This is a genomic window from Mitsuaria sp. PDC51 (assembly GCF_900113225.1).
Classification (GTDB): Bacteria; Pseudomonadota; Gammaproteobacteria; order Burkholderiales; family Burkholderiaceae_C; genus Roseateles.
This window is the reverse complement of record NZ_FOZE01000001.1, coordinates 2,193,022-2,217,957: the sequence shown is the minus strand read 5'-3', so window position 1 is coordinate 2,217,957 and position 24,936 is coordinate 2,193,022. Positions and strand designations below refer to the sequence as shown.

Genomic DNA, 24,936 nt, shown 5'->3' with positions numbered 1-24,936 from the left:
CGGGAGGCACCGGATCTCCGCGTTCACGCCGTCCCCGCGCGGCCCGCCACTTCCACGCAGTGGTCGATCAACGCGACCAACTGCGCCCGGAAGCCTGCGGCCAGCGCCTCCATCGTCGCCGGCTTGAACATGCGGTCGCTGTAGGACCAGTTCATCGTCAACACGCCGTCCATCACCTGGCCGATCACCTCGATCCAGCAGGGCAGCGGTCCGCGCTCGTCGCGGGCCATGCCGCCGGAGTCGCGCGCGCGGCTGAAGCCCGCGCCGTCCCTCAGCGTCTGGTCCAGCTGGCCGAGGTAGTTGAACGCGATTCCCGGCTGGACCGCCGCCAGCGACGCACGCACCGCCTCGTCGGCATGCAGGTGGCGCAGCACGCCGAAGCCGACACCGCGGTTCGGCACCGCGCGCAGGTGGCCGGACACCGCCGGGATCGCCGCCGCCCACGGCTGGTCGTGGCCGGACAGGCGGACCGGATAGGCACTCGTGAACCAGCCCACGGTGCGGCTGAGGTCGATGTCGGCCGCATCGCCTTCGCGGCCGTGGCCCTCGAGCAGCACCAGCGCCTCGGGATGGCCGCTCCAGGCGGACAGCGTCCGCCCGAGCGCGGTCAGCAGCAGCGCATCGATGCCGCCGCCGTAGGCCGCGGGCGCGACGCGCAGCAGCTGCCGCGTGAGCGCCGCGTCCAGCGACATCGCCGCGGTGCGGCGGTCCTGGATCCAGGCGGGGGCCTGCGGATCGTCCCGCGGCAGGTCGGGGATCGCGGCCAGCTCGCGCCGCCAGTGCGGCAGCTCGGCGGCCAGCGCCTCCGAGCCCGCCCAGCGCGCCAGATGCTCCGCCCAGGCCTTGAACGGCGCGCTACGCGCGGGCAGCACCGGCTCGGTACCGGCGACCAGCGCCAGGTAGGCGGCCTGCAGGTCCTCCAGCAGCACGCGCCAAGACACGCCGTCGATCGTCAGGTGATGCACGGCGATCAGCAGCCGCGCGCTGCCGTCGACATGCCGCAGGTGCAGCACCCGCCACAGCGGGCCCCGCGCGAGGTCGAGGCTTCGCTGGGCCCGGTCGGCCTCGCGCCGGATGTCCTCCGGGCTGGCGACCTCGTGACTCCACAGCACGTCGGAGCGCGGATCAGGAGCTGTCGCCGTCGCCACGGTCGACGCGTCCTCGTAGCGCTGTGTCCATCGGCCATCGGCGTCCTGGTTGAAGCGCAGGCGCAGGCCCTCGTGGTGCTGGGTGAGCAGCGCGATCACGCGTCGCAGTCGGTCCTCGTCGAGCCAGGTCGGCGCCCTCAACATCACCGACTGGTTGTAGTGATGACGCGCCGGGATGGGCTGCTCGAAGAACCAGCGTTGGATCGGCGTGAGCGGCACTTCACCTTCCGCGGCGTGAGGCGTCGACACGCTCCCGGTCAAGCCCGTCGCCGCGCTCACCGAGCCGCCAGCCGACATCACCATCGACGCATCCGTCGCGTCCGTCGCGTCCGTCGCGTCCGTCGCGTTCGACGCGGCCGCAGCGCCCGCCGTGGCCGAGCCGGCAGCAGCGAAGGCGGCCGTCAGGCCCTCGATCGTCTGATGGCGGATCAGGTCGCGCAGCCGCAGTTCGAAGCCCAGCCCGGCGTTGCGCACCCGCGAGATCACCTGCAGGCTGAGGATGGAATCGCCGCCCAGCTCGAAGAAGTTGTCGCCGATGCCGACCTGCTCGATCCCCAGCACCTCCTGCCAGATCGTCGCCAGCCGCTGCTCGACCTCGGTGCGCGGCGCGCGGTAGTCGCCATCGTGCGAGCTCGCCGGATCGGGCAGCGCCGCGCGGTCCAGCTTGCCGCTGATCAGGCGCGGCAGTCGCGACAGCAGGACCAGATGAGCCGGCGCCATGTGCTCCGGCAACTGCTCGGCGATGCGCTGGCGCAGTCGGGGCAGCAGCGTCGCCTCGCTCACATCCGGCAGCGCGACGACGTAGGCCACGAGCTGCTTGCCGGACGGACTCTCGCGCGCCACGACCGCCGCCTCCAGCACGCCGGGCACCTCGCACAGGCAGGTCTCGATCTCGCCCAGCTCGATGCGGAAACCGCGGATCTTGACTTGGTGGTCGGCGCGCCCGATGTATTCGATGTTGCCGTCCTCCATCCAGCGGACCAGGTCGCCGGTGCGGTACAGGCGGCCACCGGCGGCGTCGAAGGGGTCGGCCACGAAGCGCTGCGCGGTCAGGCCGGCCCGTCCCAGGTAGCCGCGCGCGAGGCCGAATCCGCCGATGTAGAGCTCGCCGACGACGCCCGCCGGCACCGGCTGCAGGTCGGTGTCGAGCACATGGATCGCGCGGTCCCCGACCGGCTTGCCGATCGGCGCATAGGCGCAATCGAAGCCCTCGCTCGCGGCCGACTTCCAGATCAGCGGCGTGATGACGCACTCGGTCGGGCCGTAGCCGTTGATCAGCGTGCGCGGCCGCAGGTGGCGGCAGACCTTGTCGTAGGCGGCCTTGGGCATGGCCTCGCCGCCGAAGACGTACAGCTCCACCGGCGGCGCGTCGCCGCGCAGGCCGGCCCAATCGGCGATCTGGCCGAGGTAGGCCGGCGGGAAGGCGGCGTTGGTGACCTCGTAGCGATGCAGGGCCTCGCAGGTCTGCTCGGCGGTCCACAGCTCGTTGTCGCGCAGGGCCAGGCCCGCGCCCACGCACAGCGGCGTCAGCCAGCGCTCATGCGCCCCGTCGAAGGAGAAGGACATGAAGTGCAGCTCGCAGGAAGCGGCGCTCATGCCGTAGATCTCCGCCGTGGCCAGGCAATGCATGGCCAGCGGTCCGTGCGTCACCGCCACGCCCTTGGGCAAGCCGGTCGAGCCGGAGGTGTAGATCACATAGGCGAGGTGGTCGGGATGGTCCGCGAGCGCGAGATTGGCGGCATCGTCCGCCGCTGTCGCCGCAGTCGCCTCGCGGACCTCCTCCATCGTCACGACCTCGAGGCCCGGCACCGCCGGCAGTCGTGCGCGCAGGCCGCGCTGCGTCAGCAGCAGCGCGGCGCCGCTGTCCTGCAGCATGAAGGCGAGCCGGTCCGGCGGATAGGCCGGGTCCAGCGGCACGTAGGCCGCGCCGGCCTTCAGCACGGCCAGCAGGCCGACGATGCTGTCGAGCGAGCGCTCCAGCGCCACGCCGACGCGGGCGTCGCGCGGCAGGCCGCGGCGGACCAGGTGGTGGGCCAGCCGGTTGGCCCGCGCGTTCAGCTCGGCGTAGCTCAGTTCCTCGTCGCCCAGCAGCAGCGCGATGGCCTCGCCGCGGGTGGCGGCCTGGCGCTCGATCAGGCGATGCACCGGCGCCGGCCGCGGCTCGACCAGGCCACCACCGCCCTGCCCGAGCGCGCGCAGCGCCCGTGCCGCCGGCGCGTCCAGCCAGCGCAGCTCGCCCAGCGGCGCCGACGGGTCGGCGGCCATGCCGTCCAGCAGCGTCTCCATCTGGGTGCGCAGCCCCTCGACGAAGGCGTCGTCGAGATCGCGGCGGCTGTAGCAGTACTCGATCACCAGCCGGTCGCCGGCGACGACCTGCAGGTCCATCGCATAGCCGGTCAAGCCTTCCCCACCGATCTCGTCGAACTCGAGGCCGTACTGGCCGAGCTGCCGCAGCGCGCGGTCGATCGGTGCGTTCTCGAAGACGATGATGCTGTCGAACAGCGGCCGGCCGGAGGAGCCGGCCCAGCGCTGCACGTCGGCCAGCGCGGCGTGCTCGTGGTCGCGCAGGCGCAGGTTGGTGTCCTGCACGGCGCGCAGGTAGTCGCCGACCCGCTGGCTGGCGTCCCAGGTCACCGGCACCGGCACGGTGTTGATGAACAGGCCCAGCATCTCCTCCGCGCCCGGCAGCGTGGCGGGACGGCCCGCGACGGTGGCGCCGAAGACCACGCGGTCGCGGCCGGTGTGCCGGTGCAGCAGCACGGCCCAGGCGGCCTGCACCAGGGTGTTCACCGTCACGCGCTCGCGCTGGGCGAAGGCCGTCAGCGCCGCGGACCGCGCGGCGTCGAAACGCGAGTAGCGCTTCTCGAAGCCCGAGCGGCCGGGCGCGGCGCGGGTGGACTCGGCCAGCAGCGTCGGGCCATCGAGGGCCGCAAGCGCCTCGGTCCAGAAGGCCTGCGGCGCGCCGGCATCCTGCCGCTGCAGCCAGCGCACGAAGTCGCCATAGCGCGGCGGCGCCGACGGCAGCGCCTCGCCGGCGTAGCAGCGCAGCCATTCCGCCATCAGGCGGGCGTCGCTCCAGCCGTCGGAGAGCAGGTGGTGGCGGGTCCACACGAGCTGGTGGCGATCCTCGTCCAGCTGGATCACGGCGACCCGCGAGAGCGGCGGGCGGAGCCAGTCGATCGGGCGCGTGAGCTCGGCGCGGGCGAAGTCGGCGATGCGACGCGCGGTGTCCGCCTCGCCGCACCAGTCCAGTCGCGTCATGGCGCTGGGCGCCTCGCGCAGCACCAGTTGCAGCGGTCGCGTCATGCCGGGTTGCCACAACACGGCGGTGCGCAGCATCGCGTGCCGCGCGACCATCACGCGCCACGCCGCCTCCAGGCGATCGGGATCGAGGTGGCGGACCTCGACGTTCAGCTGGTTCACGTAGAGGCCGGAGTCCGGCGCCTCGACCGAGTGCAGCAGCATGCCTTCCTGCGTCGGCACCAGCGGGTAGACGTCCTCGATCGAGGCGGGGTCGATCGGCAGCGCGGCGATGGCGGCGGCATCGAGGAAGTCGTCGAGACGACCGAGCGGTGATGCCGCATCGGGCGCTGCCGGCGCGCCGTCGTCGATCCGCTGCGCCGCAACGCCGAGACGGGCGATCGTCTGCAACTCGAAGATCTGCCGCGGCGTCAGATGCCATCCGGTGCGACGCAGGCGGGCAATGATCTGCAGGCTGAGGATGGAATCTCCGCCGACTTCGAAGAAGTTGTCGTGGCGGCCCACTCGGCTGATGTCCACGTCGAGCACGTCGGCCCAGACCGCGGCGATGGCGGTCTCGACCTCACCCTGTGGTGCCTCGTAGGCGGCTGCCGATGCGGTATGGAGATCGGGGGCCGGCAACGCCTTGCGATCGACCTTGCCGCTGGGATTCAGCGGCAGCGTGTCGAGCACGACGATGGCGCTGGGGACCATGTACTCGGGCAAGCTGCGGCTGAGCGCCTCGCGCAGGATTTCGGTGTCGATTGCACCGTCACGCTGCACCGTCGCTCCGGGCTGCGCCAGCGCCGTCGCGTGCGCAGAGACGTATGCCACCAACCTCGCGCCGGTGGGCGTCTGCATCGCCACGACCACGGCCTCGCGCACGCCGGGCTGGGCTAGCAACTGCGCTTCGATCTCGCCCAGCTCGATCCGGAAGCCGCGGATCTTGACCTGGTGGTCGATACGGCCGAGGTAGTCGAGTTGACCCTCGGTATTCCATCGCACCAAGTCGCCGGTGCGATAGAGCCGGCTGCCGTCGACGGCCATCGGATTGGCGATGAAGCGCTCGGACGTGAGCCCGGCGCGGTCGTGATAACCGCGCGCAAGGCCAATGCCTCCCAGGTACAGCTCGCCCGGCACGCCGGGAGGCACCGCGTTGAGGTCGCCATCGAGCACCCAAGTCGAGATGCCGGTGATCGGGGCGCCGATCGGCACTTGGCTGCGGCCGTCGTCGCGGCAGGTCCAGTGCGTGACGTCGATGGCCGCTTCGGTGGGGCCGTAGAGGTTGTAGAGGCCCGCCTTAGGAAGCCGGCGGAACACGGCGGCTTGCGCCTCGGCTGGCAGCGCTTCGCCGCTGCACACGATGCGCCGTAGCGAGGTGCAGGCCTCGACGCCGTCATGGGCCAGGAAGGCCTGCAGCATCGAGGGCACGAAGTGGATCGTGGTGACCTGGTGCTCGTTGATGAGCTCGACCAGCCGCTGCGGATCGCGGTGATCGCCGGGCGCCGCGATGGCCAAGCGAGCGCCTTCGGCCAGCGCCCAGAACAACTCCCACACCGAGACGTCGAAGCTCAGCGGCGTCTTCTGCAGCACTGTGTCGGCCGCGCTTAGCGCGTAGGCTCGCTGCATCCAGGCCAATCGGTTGTGCAACGCGACGTGGCGGTTGGCCGCGCCCTTTGGCCGCCCCGTCGAGCCGGAGGTGTAGATCACGTAGGCGAGGTTCTCGCCGTGGATCTCGACGTTGGGATTCGCCAGCGATGCATCGCTCTCACCATCGCTGACCGCCTCATCGGCGGCTTCGGCCGCACGGTCGGTGCGACCGCGCGTGTCCTGCGAGGCCTGAGCGGCGACGGTCGCGTCGATATCGACCAGCTCGACGCCCTGCCCGACCGGCAGCTTCGCGTGCAGAGGCGACTGCGTCAGAACCAACGACACGCCGCTGTCTTCGAGCATGTAGGCGAGCCGATCGGCGGGAAGCTCCGGGTCGAGCGGCACGTAGGCGCCGCCGGCCTTGAGGATGGCCAGCACGCCGACCATCATCTCCATCGATCGATCGACGGCCAGTCCCACGCGCGAGTCCGGGCGCACCCCCAGCGCGATGAGGCGATGCGCGATTCGGTTCGCGCGCGCATTGAGTTGACCGCGTGTCAGCGTGCTCTGCCCAAAGACCAGCGCCGGTGCATCCGGATCGATCGCCGCCTTGCGTTCGATCAGCCGATGCATCGGCACGGCCTCGTCAGCAGACGGCGGCACCTCGCTCCAACGCGTCAGGGTCGCAGCCTCCTCCGGCCCGATCACGCTCAGCGCATGCAAGGCCTGCCCGCCGCCCGCAGTCAGCGCGTCGACGATGCCGCGCACGGCCGCTTCCAGATAAACCTGCATCCGCGCCACACGCACCGAGCGCTCGACCTGCAACACCAGCTCGAAGACCTCCCCGCGGTCATTGACCGAGAGCGTGAACGGATAGTTGGTCCGCTCCTTCGCGCCGACCAGCGTCATGCCATCCCAGACCGCGTCCGCACCATCCTCGCCGCGGCGCGGACCGCTATGGCGATAGTTCAGCAGGCTGGAGAACAGCGGCGTGCCGCCCGGCAACCCGCTGCAGCGCTGGGCCAGCGACAGCGGCGCGTGCTCGTGGTGCAACAAGCCGGTGAGGCGATCATGCGTCTCCCGCAAGCCCTGCGCGACGCTGCGCCCGCGCAGCTCGACCCGCAAGGGCAGCGTGTTGATGAACATGCCCATCGCACGATGCGCCTCGTCCCCGCCCTGCATGCGGCCGAACAACACCGTGCCGAAAACCACGTCGTCGCGCCCCGCCGTGCGCGCCAGCACCAGCGCCCAGGCGAGGTGGAACAAGGTCGCCGCGCTCACGCCCTGGCGACGCGCCTGCTCGCGCAACTCGATCGAGAGCGCCGCCGGCAAGGTCAGGCGCGACTCCTCGTTCGCGCTTCCATCGAGTCGCGCGTCGGCGAGGCCGAAAGGCGCGGTCACTTCGTCCACGCCGCCCAGCATCTTCCGGAAGAAGGCCTCGTGCTGGTCCCCGCTCATGCCCGCGCGCGCCTGCGCCACGTAGCGGCGGTACGGCACCGGCCTGGGCAACTCGGCATGACGCTGCTGCAGGATCAGCGCGATCTCCTCGATCATCAGCTTCTCGGCCGTGTGGTCGAGCGCAAGGTGATGGCTGGGCAGCTGCAGCAGCCACTGGCCGCTGGGCGCATCGTGGACCGCGATGGCCCGCACCATCGGCGCGCGGCGCACGTCGATGCGGAAGGCGCGGCGATCCACGTAAGCCGCCAGCCGCTCCGCGGCACGGCCCGCGGCGCGGTCGGCCTCATCGATCGGCAGCCATTCGAGGGTGAGCGGCGCCGCGCGGCAGACGACCTGCACCGGCTCGCGCAGTCCCTCCCACACGACGGCGGTGCGCAGGATGTCGTGACGCGCGATGACCTGATTCAGCGCGTCGATGAAACGCGTCAACCGTGCCTCGCCGTCGAAGCGCAGCAGCAGCGAGATCACATAGGCGTCGCCCTGCTCCTGCATCAGATGATGGAAGAGCATGCCCTCCTGCAGCGGCGCGAGGGGGTAGATGTCCTGGATGTTGGCCGCGCCACCGGGGATCGCGGCCTCGATGCGCCGCAGCTCGGCCGTGTCGAGCTCAACCAGCGGCAGCATGCCCGGCTCGAGTGCGGTGCAGCCGGCCGGGATGGTCGCCGCATTGGCGTCGGGGTCTGCGATGGGGACGGCCACGCCCGCCGACTGGGCCACGGCTGACGCGAAATCGGCGAGTCGCGGATGAAGGAACAAGGCCCGCATCTCCGATGGCCAACCGCACTGGCGCAGTCTCGCCTGCAGCTGGATCGCGAGCAGCGAGTGCCCGCCCAGTTCGAAGAAGCTGTCCCACCGGCCGACGCGCTCCACGCCGAGCAGGTCACGCCAGATCGACGCGATGGTCGCTTCGGCCTCGCCCTGCGGGGCCTCGTAGGCCGCTGCTGACTTGGCATGGAGGTGCGGCGCCGGCAGGGCCTTGCGATCGACCTTGCCACTGGGGTTCAGCGGCAGCGTGTCGAGCACGACGATGGCGCTGGGGACCATGTACTCGGGCAAGCTGCGGCCGAGTGCCTCGCGTAGCTGGTCGGTGTCCAACGCGCCCCCTGACTGCGTCGACACTCCCATCGGCACGGAGGTTCCGGGCTGCACTGACGTTGCTGGCTGCACCGGGGCGACCGCCTGAGCCGAGATGTAGGCGACCAGCCGCGCGCCGGTTGGCGTTTGCACCGCCACGACCACGGCCTCGCGCACGCCTGGTTGCGCCAGCAACTGCGCTTCGATCTCGCCCAGCTCGATCCGGAAGCCGCGGATCTTGACTTGGTGATCGATGCGGCCGAGGTAGTCGAGCTGCCCTTCGGCGTTCCATCGCACGAGGTCGCCGGTGCGATAGAGCCGGCTGCCGTCGGTGGCCATCGAATTGGCGACGAAGCGCTCGGAGGTCAGGCCGGCGCGGTCGTGATATCCGCGCGCCAAGCCGATTCCTCCCAGGTACAGCTCGCCCGGCACGCCGGGAGGCACCGCGTTGAGGTCGCCATCGAGCACCCACGTCGAGATGCCGGTGATCGGCGCGCCGATCGGCACTTGGCTGCGGCCGTCGTCGCGGCAGGTCCAGTGCGTGACGTCGATGGCCGCTTCGGTGGGGCCGTACAGGTTGTAGAGGCCCGCCTTAGGAAGCCGGCGGAACACGGCGGCTTGCGCCTCGGCCGGCAACGCTTCGCCGCTGCAAACGATGCGTCGTAGAGAGGTACAAGCCTCCACGCCGTCATGGGCCAGGAAGGCCTGCAGCATCGACGGCACGAAGTGGATCGTGGTGACCTGGTGCTCGTTGATGAGCGCGACCAACCGCTGCGGATCGCGATGATCGCCCGGAGCCGCGATGGCCAAGCAAGCGCCTTCGGCCAGCGCCCAGAACAGTTCCCACACCGAGACGTCGAAGCTCAGCGGCGTCTTCTGTAGGACCGTGTCGACCGCGCTCAGCGCGTAGGCTCGCTGCATCCAGGCCAAGCGGTTGTGCAACGCGACGTGGCGGTTGGCCGCGCCCTTCGGCCGCCCCGTCGAGCCGGAGGTGTAAATCACGTAGGCGAGGTTCTCGCCGTGGACCTCGACGTCGGGATTCGCTGGCGATGCGCTCAGACGTTCATCGGCGCTCTCCGCGGGGTCGATGTCGACCAACTCGACGCGCTCGCCGACCGGCAGCTTCGCGTGCAGATGCGGCTGCGTCAGCACCAGCGCCACGCCGCTGTCTTCGAGCATGTATGCCAATCGATCGGCGGGCAGCTCGGGGTCCAGCGGCACGTAGGCGCCGCCGGCCTTCAGGATGGCCAGCACGCCGATCATCATCTCCAACGAGCGCTCGACGGCCAGTCCCACGCGCGAGTCCGGGCGCACGCCCAGCGCGATGAGCCGATGCGCCAGGCGGTTCGCACGCGCATTGAGCTGACCGCGAGTCAGCGCGCTCTGCCCAAAAACCAGCGCCGGTGCATGCGGATCGATCGCCGCTTGGCGCTCGATGAGACGGTGCATCGGCACGGCCTCCGCCACCTCATCGCCATTGACGCTCAGGCGCTCCAGCCGCTTGAGCTCCTCCGGCGACATCAGCGCCACGTCCCCGACGGCTCGCTCCGGCGTCGCGCTGATCGCCTCCAGCATGGCCACGAAATGCCCCGCCATCCGCTCGATCGCCGCCGGCTCGAACAGCTCGGCCGCGTAGCTGAAGCTCGCGCGCACCGTGCCCTCCGCGGTCTCAGTCGTCGTCAGCATCAACTCGAACTGGGCCGCCTGCTCCCCCAGCGCGTACGGCGTCAATCGCAATCCGGGCAGCGCCATGGGCCCCTGCGCGCCCGCGCTGCCATGGTTGAACATCACCTGGAACAGCGGATGCACGCCCAGCGTGCGCTCAGGCTGCAGCGCATCCACCAGTTGCTCGAACGGCAGATCCTGATGCGCCTGCGCGCCGAGGGCCGACTCCCGCGCCTGATCGAGTACCTCGCCCAGCGACCGGCGTCCGTCCACGCGGTTGCGCAGCACCTGCGTGTTGACGAAGAAGCCGACCACGCCTTCGGTTTCGACCCGCTGCCGGTTGGCGACCGGCACGCCGACGCGCACCTCCGCCAGCCCCGCATGGCGGCCGAGCACCGCCTGATAAGCAGCCAGTAGCGCCATGAACAGCGTCGCCCCCTGCGCCTGCGCGCGCGCCCGCAGGCCCCGTACCAGCGCCGCCGGCAGCTCCACGCCATGCTGCGCCGCCCGATAACGCCCATCGGCCCGCCGCGGGCGATCCGTCGGCAGCTGCAGCACCGACTGCTCGCCGCCGAGCTGCGCCACCCAGTACGCCAGCTGCCGCTCCCGCTCACCGGCCTCCAGCCAGTGCCGCTGCCACGCGGCGTAGTCGGCGTACTGGATGGGCAGCGCGGTCATCGACGGCGTCTCGGCGCGGACCCGGGCGCCGTACTGCGCGATGAACTCGTCGACGATGACCTTCATCGACCAGGCGTCCGACACGATGTGATGCATCACGACGACGAGCACCTGCCGCCGCGCGCCCTGGCGCAGCAAGGCCACCCGCAGCAGCGGGCCCCGCTCGAGGTCGAACGGCGTGTCGACCAGTCGGCGGACCTGCGCGCGGGTGCGGGCCTCGATCGCATCACCGCCGTCACCGCCCTCGCCGTCTTGCAGGTCGATCATCTCCAACCCGAAACCGATGTCGCCAGCGGCGTGGACCCGCTGGACGACCTGCCCCTGCGCATCCGCATGGAAGCTCGTCCGCAGCGATTCATGGCGCTCCACCAGCGCCGCGAAGCTGTCGCGCAGCGCGACGACATCCACCTCGCCCTCGAGCGTCAGCGCGCCGGACAAGTGATACGCGGTGCTCGTCCGATCCAGCGTCCACAGGAACCACTGCCGCAGTTGCGCGAACGACAGCGGGCGCGTCTCGAGCGGCGCCGGCACGATGGGCAGCATCGCGAAGTCGATCCCCTGCGCCTTGAGCGCCTGCAGGAAGCCCCGCTGCTTCTCCGCCGGCAGGCGCGCGAAGCGCTCGGCCAGCGCGCGCCGGGGATCGCCGGGCGGTGCGGTCGGAGCCTGGGCCGGGGCCGCGTGGGTCGTCGTGACCGTGTCGTTCTTGTCGAGGGTGCTCATTCAGTTCTCCCAGGTATCCAGCAGCGCGGCCATGCGATCGAGGTCCGCGCCCTGCGCGGCGGCCAGCGCCTCGCTCTCGCGCTGCACGCGCGCGGCGGCATCGGCGAGCGTCGGGCTCTCGAAGTACGCGCGCAACGGCAGTTGCACGCCAAAGCGCCGCTGCACCTTCATCTGCAGCTTCATCAAGGCCAGCGAGTGGCCACCCAATTCGAAGAAGTTGTCGTCGCGCCCGACGCGCTCCACGGCCAGCGTCTCGGCCCACAGCGCGGCGAGCGCCGTCTCCGTTTCGCCGCGCGGCGGCTCATGCGGGCGTCCGGCATCGGCCTGCGGCGCGGGCAGCGCCTTGCGGTCGACCTTGCCGTTGGGATTCAGCGGCAGCGCGTCCAGCACGATGAAGAGCCCCGGCACCATGTGGTCCGGCAGCACCCGGGCCAGACCTTCCCGCAGCGCGCGCGGATCCAGCGCCTGGCCGGGGAGCGGGGAGACATAGGCCACCAGCCGCGCGCCCCCCGCCCCTTCGGCCGCGACGGCGACGGCCTCGCGCACGCCCGCCTGCAGCCGCAGCTGCGACTCCACCTCGCCCAGTTCGATGCGGAAGCCGCGCACCTTCACCTGGTGGTCGATGCGACCGAGGTATTCGAGCTGCCCTTCTTCGTTCCAGCGGACGAGGTCGCCCGTGCGGTACATCCGACCGCCGGTGCCGTTGAACGGATCGGCGACGAAGCGTTCGGCGCTGGCGCCGGGCCGGCCGAGGTAACCCCGCGCGAGACCGCCGCTCAGGTAGAGCTCGCCCGGCACGCCAGGCGGGCAGAGATTGAGATCGGCGTCGAGCACCCGCGCCTGCCGGTCCCCGACCGGCTTGCCGATCGGCATGTAAGGCGCGGCGAATCGCTCGCCCGCCAGCGCGACTCCGACGGTCGGGGTGATGACGGTCTCGGTCGGGCCGTAGCCGTTGATGATGCGCGGTGGCTTCAGCACCGATTGCACGAGGTCGAGGTTGGCGCGCGACATCGCCTCGCCGCCGACCGTGTAGGACCGGATCGGCAGCTGGCTGCCGCCCTCGCCGAGCAGCTCGGCCATCTGCGTCAGGTAGCCCGGCGTGAAGCAGGCGATGGTGATGCCGTGACGCTCGATCTCGGCGGCGGTGCGCTCTACCGGCCACAGCTCCTGGTCACGCGGCATCAGCGCAGCGCCGAAGGCCAGCGGCACCCAGGTGCGCTCGTGCGCGCCGTCGAAGGCGATGGACGCGAACTGCAGTTCACGGTCGGCCGGCGTCATGCCGTAGACCTCGCCGATCGATTGCACGTGCATCGCCAGCGGGCCGTGCGTGACCGCCACGCCCTTGGGCCGTCCGGTCGAACCGGAGGTGTAGATGACGTAGGCCAGGTGCTCCGGGTGGATGTCGACGGCCGGATCGGACTCGGCGCCGGTGAAGGCGTCCTCGCCGTCCAGCGCCAGCACCGCGAGGCCGTCGGTCGACGGCAGCCGCGCCGCGAGCGCCTGCTGCGTCAGCAGCAGCCGGATGCCGCTGTCCTCGACCATGTAGGCCAGCCGCTCGGCCGGATAGGACGGGTCCAGCGGCACGTAGGCCGCGCCGGCCTTGAGGATGGCGAGCAGCGCAACCACCATGTCCATCGACCGCTGCACGGCCAGGCCGACGCGGTCCTCGGGGCGGATGCCGAGCGCGATCAGGCGATGCGCCAGGCGGTTGGCGCGGGTGTTGAACTGCGCATAGCTGAGCTGCTCGTCGCCGAAGAGGAGCGCCACCGCGTCAGGGCGCTCGACAGCCTGACGCTCGACAAGGCGGGGCACCGGCGGCGTGCCGTCGAAGCGCGGCGTCGGGATGCCCCAGCGGGACAGGCGCGCGCGCGAGGCGTCGTCCAGCACGTCCAGCGCGCACAAGGCCTGCCCGGGCCGATGCGCCAAGGCATCGACCAAGCAAGTCACAGCCGCCTGCATCAGCGCGCAGACCTGGCCGGGATCCAGCGATTCATGCACCTGCGCGACGAGGCCGAAGCCTTCACCGTCGTCGTCCACCGACAGGCCGAAGGGATAGTTCGATCGTTCCTGGGCGGCATCGATCTCCATGCCGTCCCAGGCGGCGGAGGACGCGTCGCGGCGTCGGTGGGCGTGCCGGTAGTTCAGCAGCGCCGAGAACAGCGGCGTGCCGCCCACCAGTCCGCTGCAGCGCTGCGCCAGCGACAGGCTGGCGTGCTCATGACGCAGCAGCGCGGACAGCGCCGCGTGGGCGTCGCGCAGCCCCTCGGCGACGGACTGTTCGCCGACCCGCAGGCGCAGCGGCAGCGTGTTGATGGACAGGCCCAGCGCGCGCGCCGCGCCGTCGTCGACCTGCAGGCGGCCAAGCAGCACGGTGCCGAAGACCACGTCGGTCCGGCCGCTCGCGCGGCCCAGCACCAGGGCCCAGGCGAGATGGAACAGCGCCGCGACACCCACGCCCTGTTGACGCGCCATGCGCCGCGTCTGACTGGCCAGCGCGGCAGGCAGTGCCAGTCGCGACTGTCGCAGCCGCGACCCGTCGCCTCGCACATCGGCCACGCCGAAGGGCACGGTGGGCTCGGTCACGTCGCGCAGCATCGCGCCGAAGAAGGCCTCGTGCTCGGCGCGGCTGACGCTGAGGCGGGCGTGCGCGACGAAGCGCCGGAACGGCACCGGTGCAGGCAGCTCGGCCTCGCGATCCTGCTGGATCAGCGCAATCTCCTCGACGACGCCGGCCAGCGTGCTGTGGTCCGTCACCAGGTGGTGACTGGACAGTTGCAGCAGCCAGCGACCGCTGCCGGCGTCGAAGCCGGCCACGGCGCGCAGCAGCGGCGCACGTCGCACGTCGATGCGGCCGGAGCCGGGTCGGCCCAGCGCCTCGAGGCGCTCGGCCACCGGGCCGTCCGTCGGCGAGAGCCAGACGATGTCCAGGCGGGCCTCGCGGCACACGACCTGCAGCGGTTCGTCCAACCCCTCCCACAGGATCGCGGTGCGCAGGATGTCGTGGCGCGCGATGACGCGATCGAAGCTGTCGATGAACCGGCGCAGCCGCGCTTCGCTGTCGAAGCGCATCAGGTGCGCGGTCACGTAGGCGTCGGTGTCGCGCTGCAGCAGGTGGTGGAAGAGGATGCCTTCCTGCAGCGGCGCCAGCGGGTAGATGTCCTGGATGTTGGCCGCGCCGCCGGGGATCGCCGCTTCGATGCGGCGGATCGCGGCCGCGTCGAGGTCGACCAGGGTAAGCATCTCCGGCTGGATCTCGGTGCAGTCGTCGGGGATGCAGTTGGGAGGCACGACGATGTCGAGCGGCGCCGCGTCGGCTGAGCGGGCCGCTTCGGCGGCGATGGCCGAATCCGAGGCCCTGCCCGCCTGTGGGTCGATCGACTGCGCAAAAGCCGCCAGCTCCGGATGGAGGAACAACTGCCGCACCTGAGCGCGGAGGCCGCGGCCGCGCAGTTGATCGAGCACCTTCAGCGCCAGCAGCGAGTGGCCGCCCAGCGAGAAGAAGTTGTCGCGGCGGCCGACCTGGTCGGTCGGCAAGCCCAGCACGTCGGCCCAGACCGCGGCGATGGCGGTCTCGACCTCGCCCTGCGGTGCCTCGTAGGCGGCTGTCGATGCGGTGTGGAGATCCGGCGCCGGCAGCGCCTTGCGATCGACCTTGCCGCTGGGGTTCAGGGGCAGCGTGTCGAGCACCACGATAGCGCTGGGAACCATGTACTCGGGCAAGGTCCGGCCGAGCGCTTCGCGCAGGCCCTCGGTGTCGAGTGCGCCGTCGGGCGGCGCCGTCGCTTCGGCCTGCGCGGACGCCGTCGCGTGCGCAGAGACGTATGCCACCAACCTCGCGCCGGTGGGCGCCTGCAGCGCCACGACCACGGCCTCGCGCACGCCGGGCTGCGCGAGCAGCTGCGCTTCGATCTCGCCCAGCTCGATCCGGAAGCCGCGGATCTTGACTTGGTGATCGATGCGGCCGAGGTAGTCGAGCTGCCCTTCGGCGTTCCATCGCACGAGGTCTCCGGTGCGATAGAGCCGGCTGCCGTCGACAGCCATCGGATTGGCGATGAAGCGCTCGGACGTGAGCCCGGCGCGGTCGTGATAACCGCGCGCAAGGCCAATGCCTCCCAGGTACAGCTCGCCCGGCACGCCGGGAGGCACCGCGTTGAGGTCGCCATCGAGCACCCAAGTCGAGATGCCAGTGATCGGCGCGCCGATCGGCACTTGGCTGCGACCGTCGTCCCGGCAGGTCCAGTGCGTGACGTCGATGGCCGCTTCGGTCGGACCGTACAGGTTGTAGAGCTCCGCCTTCGGAAGGCGTCGGAACACGGCGGCTTGTGCCTCGGCCGGCAACGCCTCGCCGCTGCACACGACGCGGCGCAGCGAAGTGCAGGCCTCCACGCCGTCGTGCGCCAAGAAGGCCTGCAGCATCGAGGGCACGAAGTGGATCGTGGTGACTTGGTGCTCGTTGATGAGCTCGACCAGCCGCTGCGGATCGCGGTGATCGCCGGGCGCCGCGATGGCCAAGCGAGCGCCTTCGGCCAGCGCCCAGAACAGTTCCCACACCGAGACGTCGAAGCTCAGCGGCGTCTTCTGCAACACCGTGTCGGCCGCGCTCAGCGCGTAGGCGCGCTGCATCCAGGCCAGCCGGTTGTGCAGCGCGACGTGGCGGTTGGCCGCGCCTTTGGGCCGGCCCGTCGAGCCGGAGGTGTAGATCACGTAGGCGAGGTTCTCGCCGTGGACCTCGACTTCGGGATTCGCGAGCGATGCGCCCAAGCGTTCATCGGCACTCTCCGCGGCGTCTATGTCGACCAAATCGACACCCTCCCCGACGGGCAGCTTCGCGCGCAGGTGCGGCTGCGTCAGCACCAACGACACGCCGCTGTCCTCGAGCATGTAGGCCAGCCGATCGGCGGGAAGCTCCGGGTCGAGCGGCACGTAGGCGCCGCCGGCCTTGAGGATGGCCAGCACGCCGACCATCATCTCCAGCGAGCGCTCGACGGCCAGCCCTACGCGCGAGTCCGGTCGCACGCCCAGCGCGATGAGGCGATGCGCGAGTCGGTTCGAGCGCTCATTGAGCTGACCGCGAGTCAGCGTGCTCTGCCCAAAGACCAGCGCCGGTACGTGCGGATCGATCGCTGCTTGGCGCTCGATCAGCCGATGCATCGGCACGGCGTCCGCCACCTCATCGCCCTTGACACTCAGCCGCTCCAGCCGCTCGAACTCCTCCGACGACATCAGCGTCACATCCCCGACGGCTCGCTCCGGCGTCGCGCTGATCGCTTCCAGCATCGCCACGAGATGCCCCGCCATGCGCTCGATCGTGTCGACCTCGAACAGCTCAGCGGCGTAGCTGAAGCTCGCCTCGATGCCGTCGGTCCGCAGCTCGGTCGTGTGCAGCGTCAGCTCGAACTGCGCTTCGCGCCCGGCCAGGGCGACCGGCTCGATCTCGAGCCCCGGAAGCCGGCGCGCCGTGAGGTCCTCCCCGCGCAGGTGGTTGAACATCACCTGGAACAGCGGATGCACGCCCAGCGTGCGCTCCGGCTGGAGCGCCTCGACCAGTTGCTCGAACGGCAGGTCCGGATGGGCTTGCGCGCCGATCGCGGCCTCGCGGGCCTGCGCCAGCACCCGCGCCAGCGGCATCCGCGCGCCGATGCGGTTGTCCAGCACCTGCGTGTTGACGAAGAAGCCGACCACCGGCGCGATCTCCGGCCGGTCGCGGTTGGCAATGGGCACGCCGACGCGGATCTCGGTCTGCGCGGTCCAGCGGCTCAGCACCGCCTGGAAGCCGGCCAGCAGCACCATGAACAGGGTCGCGCCCTCGTCGCGGGCGCGTTGGCGCAGGTGCGCCGACAGTGCCGGCGGCAGCGTCCAGGCGTGACGCGCGGCCCGGTAGCGGCCATCGGGCCGACGCGGATGATCGGCCGGCAGCTGCAGCACCGGCTGCTCCGCGCCGAGCCGCTCACGCCAGTAATCCAGCTGGCGCTGCCACTCGGCCCCTGCGCGCCACTGGCGCTGCCACACCGCGAAGTCCGCGTACTGGATGGGCCAGGGCGCCAGCGTCGTTGCCTCGCCCCGCACGGCGGCGGCGTAGTCCGCGAAGACCTCGTCCACGACGACGCGCATCGACCAGCCGTCGGACACGATGTGATGCATCACGACGACCAGTTGGTGCCGATCGATGCCCTGCCGCAGCAGGCCGACACGGATCAGCGGACCGGTGGTCAGGTCGAACGGCGTCTGGACGAGCCGTCGCGCCTGCGCTTCGTCGGCGAGCAGGGTGAATGCCACTCCGGCCGTGCCGGGCGCTTGCACTCGCTGCTCCACCACGCCCCCCTCGCCCAGCCGGAAGACGGTGCGCAGCGATTCGTGCCGCCGCACCAGCGAATCGAAGCTGGTGCGCAGCGCGTCGACATCCAGCGTGCCGTGCAGGTTCAGCGCGCCAGCGATGTGATACGCGGTGCTGGCCGGATCCAGCTGCCACAGGAACCATTGACGCTGCTGCGCGAACGACAGCAGCAGGCCGGCCGCACGGGCCTCGTCGCCCAGCGGCACGACGGCGGACCGCACGCTCGAGGTGATGGCCGGCGCGACGGACGGCGCGATCGCAGCCCCCGCTGTGTCCGCGTGGATCTCCGCTACCACGCGCGCGAGCGCCGCCACCGTCGGATGCTCGAAGACATGCCGCGGCAGGAGGCGCCAGCCCCGCTGATGCCCCAACGCGACGACCTTGAGACTCAGGATCGAATCGCCGCCTGCGGCGAAGAAGTTGTCGCCGCGGCCGATCCGCGCCAAGCCCAGCACCTCGGCGAACAGAGTCGCCACGGCCGCTTCAATCTCTCCGCGAGGGGCCTCGAACACGTCGGCGACCTGCGGCTCCGGCGAAGGCAACGCGCGCCGATCGACCTTGCCGTTCGGGTTGAGCGGCAGGGCCTCCAGCACGACGACCGCGGCCGGCACCATGTGGTCGGGCAGCGTCCGCGCGACCTCAGCGATCACCGCAGCCGGGTCGGCCACACGGCCCTCTTTCGCGACGACATAGGCCACGAGCCGCGTGCCGCTCGCGCCCGGTGCGGCGACGACCACAGCGTCGCGCAGTTCCGGCAGGACCTTGAGCGAGGCCTCGACCTCGCCCAGCTCGATGCGGAACCCGCGCACCTTGACCTGATGGTCGATGCGACCGAGGTACTCCAGCTCGCCGTCGGCGCTCCAGCGCACCAGGTCGCCGGTGCGATACAGCCGCGAGCCCGGCGCGCCGAACGGATCGGCGACGAAGCGCTCGGCCGTCAGGCCGGCGCGGTCGAGGTAGCCGCGCGCCAGGCCGGTCCCGCCCAGATAGAGCTCGCCCGGCACGCCGGCGGGGCATGGCGACAGATGGCGGTCGAGCACGCGGGCGGTCCGGTCGCCGACGGGGCGGCCGATCGGCACGGTCGTCCGGTCGCCGAGGCGATCGATCTCCTCGGCCGGAACGTCCCAGGCGCATGGCGTGATCACCGCCTCGGTCGGGCCATAGGAATTCACCAGGCGCCGCGGCAGGAAGGCGTCGCGCGCCGCGTGGAAGTCGGCGGCGGACCAGGCCTCGCCGCCGGCGATGCACAGCCGCACCGGCAGTCCCCCGCCCGCATGCTCAGCCGCGAGCTGCCGCAGATAGGCCGGCGGCAAGTGCAGCGCCGTCACGCCCTCGCGACGGACGGTGCGGGCGACCTCCTCGGTCGACCAACCGTCCCGCGGCAGCAGCACGACGGCCGCGCCGTGGATCAGCGGTGCCATCCACTGCGAACCGCCCGCGTCGAAGCTGATCGACGCGAACTGCAGCAGGCGATCCCCGGGAGTGAGCTCGAGCCGCTTGCCGATCGCCTGCAGGTGCATGGCCAGCGGGCCGTGCGCGACGGCCACGCCTTTGGGCCGGCCGGTCGATCCGGAGGTGTAGATGACGTAGGCGAGCTGGTCAGCCGCGAGCGCCGGAAGCGGCAACTCGTCGCACGCCGAGGCGTCGGGGTCGTCCGGTTGATCGATACACAGCGTCGGCACGCCCTCGGACATCGGCATGCGATCGAGGACGTCGGCCTGCGTGAGCAGCAGCGCGATGCGGCTGTCCTCGATCATGTGGCGCAAGCGCGCCGACGGATACGAGGGGTCCAGCGGCACGTAGGCGCCGCCGGCCTTCAGGATGGCCAGCAGGCCGACGATCATGTCGAGCGAACGCGGCAGCGCGAGTCCGACGCGTGACTCCGACGTCACGCCCCGCGCGATCAGCCGGCGCGCCAAGCGGTTCGCGCGCGCCTCCAGTTCCGCGCGAGTGAGCCGGCCGTCGTTGGCGATCACCGCGATCGCATCCGGCCGCGCGTGGGCCTGCCGCTCGATGAGGTCAGGGACAGTCGCAGAGATCGACGCAGAGATCGACGCAGGGACTGATGCCGATGCCGTTGCCGTTGCCGTTGCCGATGCCGATGCCGAGGTCGGAGTCGGCGCCCGCAATGACGTCGCAGTCGCTGCGGCGACGGCCGCCTGAATCGCATCGCCGCCGCTCCATGCGTGCCACTGCGACAGCGCCGCCTGATCCAGACCGCCGAGCTCGCACAAGGGCTGATCGGGCTTTTCGGCCAGCGCGCGCGTGACCGCCTCGACCGCGGCCAGCACCTGCGCGCCGATGGCCTCGGCATCGAGCGTCCGATCGACCTGCGCCACCAGCCCGAAGCCATCGCCGAAATCGTCCACCGACAGCGCGAAGGGATAGTTGGTGCGCTCCTCGCCGTCGAGCAAGCGCACGCCGTCCCCATCGAGCACAGCGCTCACCGGCTGGCGGCGGCTGTGGCGGTAGTTCAGCAGCGCGGAGAACAGCGGCGTGCCGCCCGGCAACCCGCTGCAGCGCTGCGCCAGCGACAGCGGCGCGTGCTCGTGCCGCATCAGATCGGCCAGTCCGGCCTGCGCCAAGCGCAGGCTCGCCGCGACGCCCAGCGGCCCGACCCGTAGGCGCAGCGGCAGCGTGTTGATGAACAGGCCCAGCGCGCGCCCGGCGTCGCGCCCCGCCTGCATGCGGCCGAGCAGCACCGTGCCGAAGACCACGTCATCGCGCCCGGTCGCGCGCGCCAGCACCAGCGACCAGGCCAGGTGGAACACCGCCGATGCGCCCACGCCATGCCGTCGCGCCTCCTGGCGGATCCGGTCCGCCAGCGCGGTGTCGAGCGTCCGCCGCGCCTCGTGCACGCTGGTGCCATCGCCGCGCACGTCGATCAGCCCATAAGGCGTTGTCGGCTCCTCCACGTCGCGCAGCAGCGCGGTGAAGAAGGCCTCGTGAGCCTCGCGCCCCATCCCCAGGCGCGCGCGGGCGACCTGCTCGCGGAACGGCACCGGCGTCGGCAGCTCAGCGGCCGCGCCGCGTTGCATCAGACCGATCTCCTCGACGATGCGCTCCAACGTGGTGTGGTCGGACACCAGGTGATGGCGCGACAGCTGCAGCAGCCAGCGGCCAGGCGCGCCGGTCCGAGCCGATGCGCTGGCCCTGCCCTGCGCCGCGCCCGCGGCCGTCGCGCCATCGGTCTCTCCCACCGCCGAATCCCTCGGCGCCTCCGCGGCCACCTCCACCTCCGCGGCCACCTCCACGGCCGTCGCGCGGATCATCGGCGCCTCGCGGACGTCGATGCGCAGCCGGCTCCGGTGAACATGCGCCTTCAGCCGGTGTTCGGCGTCGGCAGTGGCGACGGCGCCCTCCCCGTCCAGCCACTGCAGCCGCAGCGGCGCCGAGCGATGCACCACCTGCACCGGCTCCCGCAGGCCCTCCCACACGACCGAGGTCCGCAGGATGTCGTGCCGCGCGATCACCGCGTCGAGGTGGGCGACGAAGCGCTCCAGCCGCTCGCGGCTGTCGAAGGCCAGGCCGCGCGAGGTGACGTAGGCATCGCCGTCGGCCTGCATCAGGTGGTGGAACAGGATGCCTTCCTGCAGCGGCGCCAGCGGGTAGACGTCCTGGATGTTGGCGGCGCCGCCGGGCACCGCCGCCTCGACGCGGCGGATCTCGTCCGGCGTCAGCGACACCAGCGGCAGCATCTCCGGCGCGAGGGCCTCGCAACCGGCGGGAATGCGGTTGGGCGGAACGAACAACTCCGACTCGACCGGCTCGATCGCGAGGGCCCGCGCGAAGTCCTGCAGCCGCGGATGGGCGAAGAGCTGGCGCACCTGCGCGCGGTGGCCGTCGCGACGCAGCCGCTCGACCAGGCGCAGCGCCAGCAGCGAATGCCCGCCCAGTTCGAAGAAGTGATCGCCGCGGCCCACGCGCGGCACCTCCAGCACCTCGGCCCAGGCCGCGGCGATCGAGGTCTCGACCGGACCTTGCGGCGGCTCGTGCGCCTCGGACGAGGTCCGGTCCGGCGCCGGCAGCGCGCGGCGGTCGATCTTGCCGTTGGGGGTCAGCGGCAGCGCGTCCATCACGACGAAGGCGGACGGCAGCATCGCATCGGTGAGCCCACGCGACAGGCGCTCGCGCAGCGCCGCCAGGTCCGGCGGGATCCCGTCGCGGCCGGTGACGTAGGCCACCAGCCGCAGGCCGCCGATCCCGTCCTGGGCGTCGACGACGGCCTCGGCGATCGCTTCGTCGGCGCGCAGCTGCGCCTCGACCTCGCCGAGCTCCACGCGGAAACCGCGCACCTTGACCTGATGGTCGACCCGGCCGAGGTACTCCAGCTGGCCATCGGCGGTCCAGCGCACCAGGTCGCCGGTGCGGTACAGACGACCGCCCCGTTCGTCGAACGGATCGGCGACGAAGCGCTCGGCCGTCTGTCCGGGCCGGGACTGGTAGCCGCGCGCCAGACCCAGGCCGGCGACATACAACTCGCCAGGCAGCCCCGGCGGCACCGGCAGCAGGTCGGCATCGAGCACGCGCATCGCCGTGCCGGGCAGCGGCCGGCCGACCGGCAGCGTCGCCGCCGATCGGTCGGCGGTCACCGCGTCCTGCGTGAGCGTGCCGACGGTGGTCTCGGTCGGGCCGTAATGGTTGAAGACGCGCAGCGTCGGCCGCAGCGCCTGGATGCGCGACAGCAGCGCCCAGGTCGTGGCCTCGCCACCCAGGACCAGCCGGTGACGCGGCAAGGCGTCCGCCGCCTCGCGGGCGCCGAGCAAGGCCTGCAGATGACTGGGCGTGATCTTGAGCACGTCGATCGATTCCCGCCGCATCACCTCGGCGAAGGCATCCGGGTCGAACGCCCGCGCGGCGGAGATCAGGTGCAGCGTCAGCCCCGCGCGCAGGGCGCCGAACAGCACCGTGTGGCCGAGATCGGCGGCCACCGTCGAGACCATGGCCATGCTTGAGAGGCGGTCGTCGATGTGCAGCCGATGCAGCACGCCGTCGAGGTAGTTGCCCAAGGCGCCATGGCTGACGACGACGCCCTTCGGGCGGCCGGTCGATCCTGAGGTGTAGATCAAGTAGGCCGCCTGGTCCGGATGGACGGCCGCGGCTGTAGCCGTGGCCGTCGCTCCGCTCGATGAGCGGGCCAGGGCGGCGTCGTTGTCGTCGTCGGTCGGAAGCCGCATCGTCGGCACGCCGAGGGCCCAGACCGGATCGCCGTCGCCGATCACCAGCGCCGCGCCGCTGTCCCGCAGTTGGAAATCCAGGCGCTCCGCCGGCAGCGCGGGATCCAGCGGCACGAACGCCGCGCCGGCGCGCAGCACGCCAAGCATCGCGACGACCATCGGGATCGAGCGGTCGAAGGCCAGGCCCACGCGCGCGTCGGCGCCGATGCTCCGATCACGCAGCCTTCGCGCCAGCGCGTCGACACGACGATCCAGCGCTGACCAGGTCAGCGCGTCGTCCTCCTGGACGAGCGCCGTGGCCTGCGGATGGCGTCGCGCGTGCAGGGCAACATGCTCATGCACTGGCACGAAAGACGAGCCGGTCAGCGCCGTTGCGCCCACGGGGACTGGCGCAGGCTTACCGAGGCCCCAAGCCGCGAGGCGCCGCAGATCGTCCTCATCCGCCAGGCCGACGGCCCCGACGATCTGGTCAGGCGCGCGCACGATGGTCTCCAGCATCGCCACGCAGCCGCGGACCAGCCGCCGTGCCGTCGCGGCCTCGAACAGGTCAGTGTTGTAGGCGAGCCGGCCGCCAACGCGCGCCGAGCCCACCTGGAAATTCATCGACAGGTCGAACTTCGCATTGACGTCCCCTTGCTCGACGAACTCGACCGTGACCTCGTCGAAGGCCAGCGCCGGCAGGTCCCCCATCTGCACGCCGAAGAGCACCTGGAACAGCGGCGAGCGCGTCGGATCCCGGCGCTCGTTGCGCTGGGCCAGCAGCAGGTCCAGCGGCAGGTCGGGATGCGACATCGCGCCCAGCGCGTCGCTCCGGATCTGGCGGCACAGCGCCCGCAAGGTCTGCTCGGGCTTGAGCCTGGCGCGATAGACATGGGTGTTGACGAAGAAGCCGATCAGGCCGAAGACCTCCTCGTCCTGGCGGCCCGCATGCGGCACGCCGACGGCGAATTCCGACTGCCGCGCGAAACGCGCCAGCAGCAGCTGCCAGGCGGCGAACAGCACGACGAAGGGCGTGCAGCGCTCGGCGCGGCAGAACTGGCGCAGCGCGGCCTCCAGTGCGGGCTCGAGCGCGAAGTCGATCGACGTGCCGCGGAACGACGGCATCGCGGGACGCGGCGCATCGGTCGGCAAGGCCAGCACCGGGACCTCGGGGCCGAGCTGCGCGTTCCAGTGGGCGAGCGCGCGATCGAACCCGCCGCGCGCCAGCGTCTCGCGCTGGCGGACCGCGTGGTCCGCGTACTGCAGGCGCAGCGGTGGCAGCTGGACCGGGCCGGCCTGCCGCAGCGCCAGGCCGTAGGCCGTCGACAGGTCGGCGGCGAAGACCGGGTTGGACCACGCATCCGACACGATGTGATGCAGGCACAGCACCAGGACGTGGTCGTCCTCGCCCCGCTTCAGCAGCCGCGCCACCATCGCCGGCGCGACCGCCAGGTCGAAGACGTGGTGGAGCGTGGCCTGCACCTCGCGCGCGATCGCCTCCTCGCGCGCCTGCGGCGCGAGCGCCGAGACATCCGTCTGCCCGAGCGTGAACGCGACCTGCGGCTCGGCCACGGCCATCGGCAGGCCGTCGCGTTCGAGGAAGCGGGTGCGCAGGATGGCGTGGCGCGCGATCACCGCCTCGAAGGCGCGCTGCAGGGCCTCGGCCCGCAGCGGGCCGCGCAGGCGCATGACGCGTGGCAGGTTGTAGGCGGTCATGCGCTCGCCCAGGCGCTGCAGCACCCACAGCGGCTCCTGCGTGAACGACAGACGGACCGCCTCGCCGTCGGCGACGCGGGCGGTGGGTGGCGTCGCGGCGACGCCCAGGTCGTCAGCGGCGGGCACGGGCGGGAGGGTCATGTCGTTCATGGGTGCA

2 protein-coding genes are annotated in these 24,936 nt (G+C 71.5%); both read right to left on the bottom strand.

Annotation, left to right across the window (positions count from 1 at the left end):
* Positions 1-23 precede the first annotated feature (23 nt).
* Positions 24-11,573 (bottom strand): non-ribosomal peptide synthetase, encoded by an 11,550-nt coding sequence (locus tag BM393_RS09595; RefSeq protein ID WP_091724548.1) that lies wholly within the window; start codon positions 11,571-11,573, stop codon positions 24-26.
* Positions 11,574-24,920, bottom strand: a complete 13,347-nt coding sequence (locus BM393_RS09590; RefSeq protein WP_175538262.1) for a non-ribosomal peptide synthetase — start codon at positions 24,918-24,920, stop codon at positions 11,574-11,576. It abuts the gene before it with no gap.
* Positions 24,921-24,936 lie beyond the last annotated feature (16 nt).

Bases quoted from the DNA above. Each gene is read 5' to 3' on its own strand.
- BM393_RS09595 (WP_091724548.1), bottom strand. From the start codon at position 11,573: ATGAGCACCCTCGACAAGAACGACACGGTCACGACGACCCACGCGGCC.
- BM393_RS09590 (WP_175538262.1), bottom strand. From the start codon at position 24,920: ATGACCCTCCCGCCCGTGCCCGCCGCTGACGACCTGGGCGTCGCCGCG.